We start from the raw sequence: 10,307 nt of genomic DNA on the forward strand, positions 1-10,307 counted from the left end.
AAAAAAATGCTTGACTTTACCAGCCTCACATGCTATACTTCTCTGTATCGCGTCAAACGGGTTACACAAGATGTAGCGGTGAACGGTGTTTGCCCGCATACACACCCTAAGAGCGGCTTGACAAAACATTCGAGAGGAAGAACACATGAAAGCAATCATTGAAACCGGCGGTAAGCAGTTTACCGTCAGCGAAGGCGACATCGTTTATGTCGAAACATTGGGGGCTGAAGAGGGCGAAACAGTCACGTTTGATCGAGTGCTTGCCATCATCGACGGTGACGGCATTACAGCAGGTGCACCGACGCTCAAAGGCTCAAAAGTAACGGGCAAACTCATCAAAAACGGCAAACAGCGCAAAGTCGTCGTCTATAAGATGAAGCGCCGGAAAGGCTATCGCCGCAAGCAAGGGCATCGCCAGCAGTATTCGAAAGTGCAAATCGAAACCATCGCACCGTGACAACGCTGACATTCAGCCTGCGTGGCGATGACATCATCGCCGTGTCCGTCGAGGGCCATGCGGGGTACGCCGAGTCGGGCGAAGACATTGTATGCGCCGGCATCAGTGCGTTAGTGCAGATGGTCGATTGCCAGCTGTATATGCTGGAAACCGATGCCGACATGTCAGTTGACGAAGAGACAGCGCGCATTATGATCAAAGTCGGCAATAAAGAAGCCATTACAAAAGCGCAATTGCCATTACACGCGCTGATGGTGGTCGCCAAATCGTGGCAAGAAGAATATACTGATTTTATTTCAGTTCAGGAGGTCAAATTACTATGATGAATATTAGTTTACAATTTTTCGCCCATAAGAAGGGCGTTGGCTCGACCAAAAACGGTCGTGACTCTGAATCTAAGCGCCTCGGCCCCAAGCGCGCCGACGGACAAATGGTACTGGCAGGCAATATCCTGGTGCGCCAACGCGGCACACGCATTCATCCGGGCAACAATGTAGGCATTGGGCGTGACGATACGCTGTTTGCCTTGACAAGTGGTCGTGTGCGCTTTGAGCGTATGGGACGTGACCGCAAGAAAGTCTCGGTTTACGCGGAATAAATTTTAACATAAATTTATCATGCAGAATGCAGAATTGGGATGCCGCCGTCTACGGGCGCGTAACTCTGCGTTCTGCATTTTACATTGACGCCATGTAGGAGATGCGCCTCTGTGCGCTTCGCCGATAAGCATATAATTGAGAGGTTACTCATGTTTATTGATAAGGTCAAAATTACAATCAAAGCAGGTCGAGGTGGCGATGGGTCGATCAGTTTTCGCCGTGAAAAATACGTTGCCGCCGGCGGCCCCGACGGCGGCGATGGCGGACGCGGCGGCAGTGTCTACGTTGAAGTTGACGGGCATCTCAGCACCTTACGTGACATCCATTACAAACGTCACTACGCTGCCGGCAACGGTGCGCCGGGTAGCGGCAAGAAGTTTTACGGCAAGGACGGTGACGATATTGTCATCCGCGTACCGCGTGGCACAGTTATTTACGATGCCGAGAGCCGGCTCGTTATCCAGGACATGAGCCTGTTGCCCGAAAATGAGAAATTTTTGCTCGCCAAAGGCGGGCGCGGCGGCTGGGGCAACAAAAAATTTGCCACACCGACACGGCAAGCGCCTCGCTTTGCCAAAGCCGGATTGCCTGGGCAGTCGTGCGAAGTCATTTTAGAACTGAAAATGCTGGCCGATGCCGGATTGGTCGGTTTCCCTAACGTGGGCAAATCAACACTGCTGTCAGTTGTGTCGGGGGCTAAGCCCAAGATTGCCAACTATCACTTCACAACGCTGACGCCGCACCTGGGTGTCGTTCATGTACGTGAAGAGCAAAGCTTTGTCCTCGCCGATATCCCCGGCCTTATCGAGGGTGCTGCTGACGGGCATGGTTTGGGGCATGACTTCTTGCGCCATGTTGACCGCTGCCGCCTATTGATACATGTCATCGACGTATCGGGCAGCGAAGGCCGCGATCCGTTGAAAGACTATCACGCTATCATGGCCGAACTTCAAGCCTTCAGCCCTGAATTGGCAGCGCGTCCGCAGTTGATTGCGGCAAATAAAATAGATTTGATCCCCGCCGCAGAAGGCGTGCACCCAGGCATTCCAAATGAGTTCATACAAGCCATGCAAGCCATGGGACACCAAGTCTTCCCCGTCAGTGCCGCCACGCAGCAAGGGGTGCGCGAACTCGTATCCGCTGCCATGGAAGCCCTTGGTGACCTACCCCCCATTGCTATGTATGAGTCGCAAACAGCGGTTGCCGGCGTGTCGCTCGGCACACCCGAAGACACCGAAATTGTCAAAGAGGGTGAAGATCTTTGGCTGCTCAGCGGCATCTGGTTGTCACATCTTTGCGCCAACGTCAATTTTGATGACTATGAATCGCGCATGTACTTTAACCGTACGCTGCAACGTTTCGGCATCTACGAGATGTTAGAAAAACAAGGCGTGCAAGAAGGCGATACGATAAGTGTGTATGATATTGAATTTGTGTATGAGATATAGTGCTGTCGCCGACTAATTCGGGGTCAATTCCGCAAGGAATTGCGCGGCAGTCACAATCGCGCTTGTGGCGTTGCCGATAGAAGTAAAAAGGGGGTTCCCGCAAAATTGCTTTGTGGGAGAAAACACCATGGCAGGACATTCTAAATGGAACAACATAAAGCACCGCAAAGGCAAATCTGATGCCCAACGGGCAAAGATCTTCACCAAGTTGTCGCGTGAAATTATCGTAGCTGTGCGCGAAGGCGGCGGCGACCCGTCCGCCAATGCCAAATTGCGTGATGTCATGGCCAAAGCCCGTGCCGCCAACGTGCCTAATGACAACATCAAGCGCGTCATCGATAAAGCTGCCGGCAATCAAAATAGTACCAACTACGAGTCGATTACGTATGAGGGCTATGGCCCGTGTGGCGTGGCCGTCATTGTTGAAACACTGACCGACAACCGCGTACGTACCGTTGCCGAAGTTCGCCACGCTTTCGACAAGTACGGCGGAAACATGGGTGCGGCCGGTTGTGTGGCATGGTCTTTTGACGCCAAGGGCATTCTCATTGTTGAGCGCGATGGCGTGGATGAAGAAGCACTCATGCTCGCGGTTCTTGACGCCGGCGCAGAAGACATCGAAACACTTGGCGAGGTTTATCAAATCACCACAACGCCCGAACGTTTCACTATTGTGCGCGACGCGTTGACTAACTATGCTTTTGTCAGTGCACAAATTGAAAAAGTACCGCAAACTACGGCAAATATCGACGACGAAAAAGATAAAGCCAAAATGCAAAAATTGCTCGACGCACTGGAAGACAATGACGACGTGCAAGATGTATGGCATAATTGGGCTGTGTAGGAATGATCACTCCCACAATAACAAATATTTTCGCCCCAAGGAGGTGACCCAACCATGCAAGATGAAACGCTTGCCCAGGCGACAGTCGCCTGCGAAACTGAAATCATAAAAAAAGCTCGTGCCGACATGAACGTCGATGGCGTGTATCAAGACTATGAGCTGATCTTGACACACGAAACATTGACCGTCGTGACATATGAAATACAAGAACAGACTCGCATCTTCGCCGGCTTTCCCGGCACGAAGTTGCTTCCTCCGCCGCCAAAAGTCGTGCAGTCGGTCGATGAATACGCGGTCAGCGATATCAGTGAACCGGTGATAGGAGATTTGGTCAGCGGCGGTGTGATTTCTGTTGAAATCAACGGCCAGGCCAAGGCTTTGTGTGCCACAACAAACCTATACAAAGCCGAGTGTGCAAAACTTATCGCAGTGCTTGAAAAGTTGTGTAAAAGCGAAGACTTGCCCGAAGAAGAAAAAGAAGACGAACGCGTCTGCCCGCGTTGCGGCACAGTCTATCCCGAGGAGGGACGCGCCGTCTGCATGCATTGCATAAACCGTGGTACGCTGTTTATTCGTACGTTGCGCTATTTTATGCCATACAAGAAACAATTTATTCCGCTGTTTATCTGCATTTTGGGTGTTGCGGCGCTGAGTATTGTATGGCCGTATTTGTCTGGTCAAGTGCTGTACGATCAAGTGTTGCGCGGTGGTGGCCTGCCGTGGATAGACATTTCCAGCCCCTATACGCAGTTGCTCATTCTGGCATTGTCGATGGTGGCCGTACGCGTTGTGCAGCAATTGTTCGGCATCATTCAAGGTCGCATTATCGCAAAAATCGTGCCCTATGTTGTGCGCAGCATCAAAGAAAAGACTTTCGCCGCACTTGAAAAGCTGTCGATTTCATTCTTCGCCAAGCGCCAAACCGGTGCACTCATGACCCGCGTACTCGAAGATGCAGAACAAGTAGCCGGATTTTTTATCGACGGTTTGCCTTTCTTATTTGTCAACACCATGACGATACTGGCATCCATCGGTATCATGCTGGCCATCAACTGGAAAATGGCGATTGCCACCATCGTTGCTATGCCGCTGATGTTGCTGATACACTTGTGGTTGGGTCCTGCCTTTTGGAACATGGTGGGGCGGCGGCATCGTGCCCGCCGGCGCATGGTCAGCCAAGTCAACGACAATATCACCGGCGCGCGTGTCGTCAAAGCTTTTGGCCAGCAGTCCAAAGAAATGGGGCGTTTTGACAGAACCAACCGCCGCGTGCGTGACTCTGAAATGTCATTGGTTAAAGTCGACTCACTTTACACCGCGCTCTACTTTGCCTGTCATACATTGATACAATTGACCGTTTGGATTGTCGGCTCAATTCTCGTGCTCAACAACGAGCCTGGTTTCTCATTCGGCACGCTCATCACGTTCATCAATTACACCGCGCTGTTGATAGGTCCCATCGAATTTTTCAGCTTCGTTGTGCGTTGGTGGGCCAATTCCATGAACTCGTCGTCGCGCATTTTCGAGATTATCGACCATCAGCCCGACGTTGTGGAGCCGCTCGACCCCACACCCTTGCCCCACATGGCAGGCGCCATCAAACTCAAAAACGTCACTTTTGGCTATGACGCGCATAAAAACGTGTTGAAAGATATCAGTTTGGATATTCCTGCCGGACATATGTTGGGCGTTGTCGGCAAATCGGGTGCAGGTAAGTCTACGTTGGTCAATTTAATCAGTCGCCTCTACGACGTGACTGATGGCGAAATCAGCATCGACGGCATCAACATCAAGCAATTGTCATTCGCCGATCTGCGCCGTCAAGTCGCCATGGTCAGCCAGGAAACATATATCTTTATGGGCACCATTGCCGAAAACATCGCCTACGGTTGTCCCGATGTATCACGCGACGACATTGTCAAGGCTGCCATGGCGGCCAGTGCGCACGACTTTATCTCCAAATGTCCTGACGGGTACGATACACTGGTCGGCGCGGGATACCGCGACCTATCTGGCGGTGAACGGCAACGCGTTTCTATCGCTCGCGCCATCTTGACAAACCCGCGTATCTTGATACTCGACGAGGCAACGGCTGCCATGGACACCGAAACCGAGGGCAAAATCCAAGCCGCTCTTGACGAGTTAATCGTTGGCCGCACGACTATCTCTATCGCCCATCGGCTGTCAACCTTGCGCAACGCCGACAGCCTCATCGTCGTCGAAGACGGAAAAATCGTAGAACAAGGCACGCATATGGAGCTGATCAAGCAAAAAGGTGCCTACTTCACGCTGGTGCAATTGCAGGGCAAAGCCTTGGCAATGAGAGGCATTGGCGGCGGGGCTCCCGAGTAGCGTGTTGAAAATTGAGTGTAGGGCGCGGCGGTGACCCCGCCGCGCTCGATGAATGGAAACGAGGTAAATTATCATGTCAACCAAACCAAACACTATTGAACAAGACGAAGAAATCGCCAAACAGCAGGCCAAAGTCGAAGAGCTCTTGACCGTACGCTATCTAACGCCGGACAATGCGGCGTTTGTGCGCACCGACGGCGGCTTTGTGTCGCTTGAAATTGTGGGAGCAAGCAATATGCGCCCCAAGCCTGACGCCGAGGAAGCCGACTGTAAAGAAGAAAAATATGACCGTGTCAATTTCTTTCGCGCCTTTCCATTCAGCGATCCTGATCGCTATGTATCTGTTCGCGAAGCTGATACTAAGGCACGGGAAATCGGCATTATCCAAGAGATGAATGCATTTTCTGAGGACGTGCAAACCATGCTGCGTGAGCAGATGAATTTGCGTTACTTTACACCGACCATCACGCGCGTATTTGATGTCAAAGTCGAATACGGCTATGCGTACTGGGATGTCATGACCGATCGTGGGCCGTGTAAATTTACTATGAACAGCGGCTCTATTCCGCATTTGAGTGATGTACGCCTGCTCATCAGCGACATCGATGGCAACCGGTTCGAGATTAAAGATTTCACCAAACTACCGCAAAAAGATGTCAAGAAGTTAGATTTGTTTTTGTAATAAAGAGCTATCAGCCTGACAAGCGCAAGTTTATCCCCTGCAAGAACCTCCATACAAACAGGAGAGAGAATTTGTGTCAAACATTACCAACCTCCAGTGCCGGTGCATACACTTCCCGATGGGGAGAGGCGCAATAACATACGCCAAGAGGTACTTGTCTCGAATATGCCCGTATGGCCGGCTGAGGGTTCAATTGGTATTATTGATAACGTGATAGTGATTAATTTTGGAATATCGTAACAAGAGCAGCTGCCCGGTATAACAGACGAAACACAATTGCTTGTTTTGACAAGATGTCTAAATTACGCTATACTCTAATTGAATATAGGGCAGTGCCGCCGCGACGGTGTTGCCAAGGAGAAAATATATGCCCAACCATATCCGTAATTTCTGCATTATCGCCCACATCGACCATGGAAAGTCAACTCTGGCCGACAGGCTCATCGAGCTCTGCGACGGTGTTGCCGCGCGCGACATGGAAAGTCAATTGCTCGACAATATGGATTTAGAGCGCGAACGCGGCATTACCATCAAAGCGCGCGCCGTGCGCCTGCACTACAATGCTCTTGACGGCGAAACATACGAGTTGCACTTGATTGACACGCCGGGGCACGTTGACTTCAACTACGAAGTCAGCCGCAGTCTGGCCGCTTGCGAGGGCGCGGTGCTGATTGTCGACGCCGCGCAAGGCATTGAGGCACAGACGCTGGCAAACACGTATCTGGCGATGGAGCACGACTTGGAAATCGTGCCCGTCATCAATAAAATTGACCTACCTGCCGCCGATCCCGATGCCGCTGCACAGGAAATCGAGGATGTCATCGGCCTGCCTGCTCTCGACGCGCCGCGCATTTCGGCCAAAAATAAAGTCAATATTCGAGAAGTGCTCGAATGCGTCGTCAAAGAAATACCGCCGCCGACCGGCGATGCCGCCGCGCCCTTGCAAGCCCTCATTTTCGACAGTCAATACGACAGCTACCGTGGTGTTGTTGTGCTCATTCGCGTTATGCAAGGCACGTTGAAAACCGGCATGACCATCCGCATGATGGCAACTGGTGCCGAGTTCACTGTTGTTGACACCGGCTATATGACGCCGTTGGACTATAAGTCAACAGGTGAGCTCAAGGCCGGGCAAGTCGGCTACGTCACAGCATCAATTAAAACCGTCCGTGACACACGCGTAGGCGATACGGTTACGGATGCCAATAATCCCGCCGCTGCACCGCTGAGCGGCTACAAAAAAGTCCAACCGATGGTTTACTGCGGCATTTATCCTGCCGAGGGTGATAAATACACAGATCTGCGTGACGCGTTGGATAAACTGCAACTCAACGATGCGGCGTTATCTTTTGAGCCCGAGTCATCGGTGGCGCTGGGACAAGGTTTCCGCTGCGGATTTTTGGGGTTGTTGCACATGGAAGTCATCCAAGAACGTTTAGAGCGCGAATATGACATTGATTTGGTCTATACCGCGCCGTCAGTTATCTATCACATCATCAAAACCGACGGCAGCGATGCTTGGATCGATAACCCGTTGCATTACCCTGACCCGTCACACATCGCCAGCGCCGAAGAGCCGTTTGTCAAAGCCACAATTATCACGCCGCACGATACCGTCGGCGTCATTATGGAGTTGTGCCAAGAGCGGCGCGGCATTTTTAAAGATATGAAGTACCTCGACCCTGCCGGAGAAGGTAAACAAGGCGGCCGTGTCGAAATGCACTACGAGCTGCCGCTCAACGAAATCGTTTACGATTTCTTCGATGTGCTGAAATCGCGCACCCGTGGGTACGCTTCACTCGACTATGAGATGATCGGCTATCGCCCGTCGCAACTGGTCAAACTTGATCTGCTGCTCAACGGTGATGTTGTCGACGCCATGAGCTTTATCGTACACGCCGATAAAGCGCAAGCCCGTGCCCGCCGCATCGCTGAAAAACTGCGTGAACATATTCCGCGGCAGTTGTTTGAAGTGCCCATTCAAGTCGCTATCGGCGGCAAAATTATCGCTCGCGAAACAGTCAGAGCTGTCCGCAAAGACGTGTTGGCAAAATGCTACGGTGGTGACATTACACGTAAGAAAAAGCTGTTGGAAAAGCAAAAAAAGGGCAAAAAGCGCATGCGCCAAGTCGGCAGTGTAGAAGTGCCGCAAGAGGCGTTTATGGCAGTTTTAAAGTTAGATGAATAGTTAAAGGGCGGCCTTGTGCACCGCTTCTATAACTACGAACGCATTCAGCTTAAAACAAAGCTGACACTGCTCGAAAAACGACGCCAGCTTGCGTAATCCGGAGCTATTCTGCGACTGACCCTTTTTTTATGTGTCTAATCATTGGGGGGCGGTGCAGTTTTTTTGTTTTCCCATGTCCCGCCCATAACAGGAGGTTTCATATGAAACGCACACTTATCGGAATGGGTTGTCTGTTTTTATTGTCGGTCGCATTGTTAATTTTTTGGGAACCGAACCCACCAGTGCCCATTCCCCCGCACACGCCACTGCCTATGCCACCTTCAACGCCAGAGTCTATGCCTTCAACAACAGCAACGCCTGAACCACTTTATGTGCAAATTGGAGATAACCAAATTCCAATAGATAGCGATTGGCTGGCTCTGCGAACCTTTCAAGAGTTTGAAGATGCGATTGCGGCACTACCACATTTGCAAAAGTTAGAGTTTTTGATGATTCACGGTGGTGAAAGCCAAAAATATTTACATGAAAATCATGACTACTCACGCGAAAGAAGTGGGGGAATTGTACTGCTTTATGCTTCACCATTATTTGAGCTGTTGCCGGTATTGTCTAATTTGCGGGAATTACGAATTCATTCTGTACCTCTCGATAATATTTCCCTTGCAATAATTGCAAGAGCGACACAAGTTATTGACATTGGGTTCCATTCTAATGACCTTCATGATATTTCCCCATTGGCAAGCATGACAAATTTAATAGGTTTTTCATCGATGTATAACCCCATCGCAAACTTAACGCCGCTTGCAGGGCTAACCAATATACGATGGTTAAGTGTCACATATGGTCAAATCTCTGATGTTTCGCCATTGGGAAACCTTATAGCTTTGGAGCGGTTGGGTTTGGAAAATAATCAAATCTCCGATGTTTCGTCATTAGCTGCACTCATAAATTTACGCATATTGAATATTTGGAATAATCCAATTGATGATTTTGCGTCGTTGGCACATTTGACAGAATTAGTGTTTCAATATAATTTTCCAAATCCTAGGGCGTGTTATTAAAATACTGAGAGAAGAGAAATTACTCGCTCCGGCACTTACCTTTGAGGGTGTTAAATTTTTCTTTGAGAAGTTCCGTAACGGCAACGCAAACGACCCTGCCTACCGCTCGGCATTGGTTGATACGTTCATCAACAAGATTTATCTCTATGATGGCGAGGACGCAAGGCTTGAAATTTACTGCCACGCAAAGGAACATTTGGCATGGTTGACAACGTTTTTACAATCAGTCGTTGCTTAAGCAATTCTCCGCCATCATACACTATATATTTGATAGAGTTCTTCAAGTGTAATAGGCTCTTTTAATATAGAACACATCTCTTTTTCTCTTGAATAAAATAGTTGTGAAATGAGTTTTCGAATATCTTCTTTTGTTCCGTAATGGATTTGGTTATGGCAGTTACTGCAAAGCGAAAATATATTTTGCTCCCTATCTAGAGTCACATCAAAACGATCGGTCATCGACATCGGGATTAAATGGTGTGGCTCCATATATAAACTCGAGGAACTTCTGCGCTGAAAGGATGGATGTTCCGGACCTAACTCACATTTGTGTCCAGCTCTTCGCAGCGCATTATACGAAGTTATTGCGTTCCGCGCGTAAACTTTTCGTTTTCCTTTATGCTTTAACATAGGGCCTTTTGACAAAGGTTTATCCAGAGAGATTATGGGCGGATCA

General features: G+C 49.9%; 10 protein-coding genes. 9 read left to right on the plus strand and 1 reads right to left on the minus strand.

Going from position 1 to position 10,307, the window contains the following annotated elements:
* Positions 1-145: 145 nt before the first annotated feature.
* The 9 genes from rplU (at position 146) to FWE06_02900 (ending at position 9,631) form a co-directional block, all read left to right on the plus strand.
* Positions 146-457 (plus strand): 50S ribosomal protein L21, encoded by a 312-nt coding sequence (rplU, locus tag FWE06_02860; protein MCL2546123.1) that lies wholly within the window; start codon positions 146-148, stop codon positions 455-457.
* Positions 454-780 carry a ribosomal-processing cysteine protease Prp gene (locus FWE06_02865; GenBank protein ID MCL2546124.1) on the plus strand — a complete coding sequence of 109 codons (327 nt, stop codon included), beginning with the start codon at positions 454-456 and terminating at the stop codon, positions 778-780. Before rplU ends, FWE06_02865 begins: the two co-directional genes overlap by 4 nt.
* A complete protein-coding gene (gene rpmA, locus FWE06_02870; protein ID MCL2546125.1) occupies positions 777-1,055 on the plus strand; it encodes a 50S ribosomal protein L27 in 279 nt (92 codons plus the stop codon). The genes FWE06_02865 and rpmA overlap by 4 nt, the downstream gene beginning before the upstream one ends.
* 150 nt (positions 1,056-1,205) lie before the next feature.
* Entirely contained in the window at positions 1,206-2,504 is a 1,299-nt protein-coding gene (obgE, locus tag FWE06_02875; GenBank protein MCL2546126.1) for a GTPase ObgE, read from the plus strand.
* Positions 2,505-2,631: 127 nt separating this feature from the next.
* Complete coding sequence (locus FWE06_02880) at positions 2,632-3,348, plus strand: YebC/PmpR family DNA-binding transcriptional regulator (protein MCL2546127.1); 717 nt, start codon at positions 2,632-2,634, stop codon at positions 3,346-3,348.
* Between the two features lie 54 nt (positions 3,349-3,402).
* Positions 3,403-5,700 carry an ABC transporter ATP-binding protein/permease gene (locus FWE06_02885; protein ID MCL2546128.1) on the plus strand — a complete coding sequence of 766 codons (2,298 nt, stop codon included), beginning with the start codon at positions 3,403-3,405 and terminating at the stop codon, positions 5,698-5,700.
* Positions 5,701-5,773: 73 nt separating this feature from the next.
* On the plus strand, positions 5,774-6,382 hold the full coding sequence (locus tag FWE06_02890) for a DUF1854 domain-containing protein (GenBank protein ID MCL2546129.1): 609 nt from the start codon (positions 5,774-5,776) through the stop codon (positions 6,380-6,382).
* A gap of 367 nt (positions 6,383-6,749) precedes the next feature.
* Positions 6,750-8,570, plus strand: coding sequence for a translation elongation factor 4 (gene lepA / locus FWE06_02895; protein ID MCL2546130.1), 1,821 nt, complete (start codon positions 6,750-6,752; stop codon positions 8,568-8,570).
* Positions 8,571-8,770: 200 nt separating this feature from the next.
* Entirely contained in the window at positions 8,771-9,631 is an 861-nt protein-coding gene (locus FWE06_02900) for a leucine-rich repeat domain-containing protein (protein ID MCL2546131.1), read from the plus strand.
* Between the two features lie 252 nt (positions 9,632-9,883).
* Here the strand turns inward: FWE06_02900 and FWE06_02905 are convergent.
* Positions 9,884-10,307, minus strand: a 424-nt coding sequence (locus tag FWE06_02905) for an HNH endonuclease (GenBank protein MCL2546132.1), incomplete at its 5' end; no start/stop codon positions are given.

This window comes from Oscillospiraceae bacterium, from assembly GCA_009780275.1.
In the GTDB taxonomy this organism is placed as follows: domain Bacteria; phylum Bacillota; class Clostridia; order Oscillospirales; family UBA929; genus WRAI01.

Coding starts and splice junctions, on each gene's coding strand:
- rplU (MCL2546123.1), top strand. CDS start 146: ATGAAAGCAATCATTGAAACCGGCGGTAAGCAGTTTACCGTCAGCGAA.
- rpmA (MCL2546125.1), top strand. CDS start 777: ATGATGAATATTAGTTTACAATTTTTCGCCCATAAGAAGGGCGTTGGC.
- obgE (MCL2546126.1), top strand. CDS start 1,206: ATGTTTATTGATAAGGTCAAAATTACAATCAAAGCAGGTCGAGGTGGC.
- FWE06_02880 (MCL2546127.1), top strand. CDS start 2,632: ATGGCAGGACATTCTAAATGGAACAACATAAAGCACCGCAAAGGCAAA.
- FWE06_02885 (MCL2546128.1), top strand. CDS start 3,403: ATGCAAGATGAAACGCTTGCCCAGGCGACAGTCGCCTGCGAAACTGAA.
- FWE06_02890 (MCL2546129.1), top strand. CDS start 5,774: ATGTCAACCAAACCAAACACTATTGAACAAGACGAAGAAATCGCCAAA.
- lepA (MCL2546130.1), top strand. CDS start 6,750: ATGCCCAACCATATCCGTAATTTCTGCATTATCGCCCACATCGACCAT.
- FWE06_02900 (MCL2546131.1), top strand. CDS start 8,771: ATGAAACGCACACTTATCGGAATGGGTTGTCTGTTTTTATTGTCGGTC.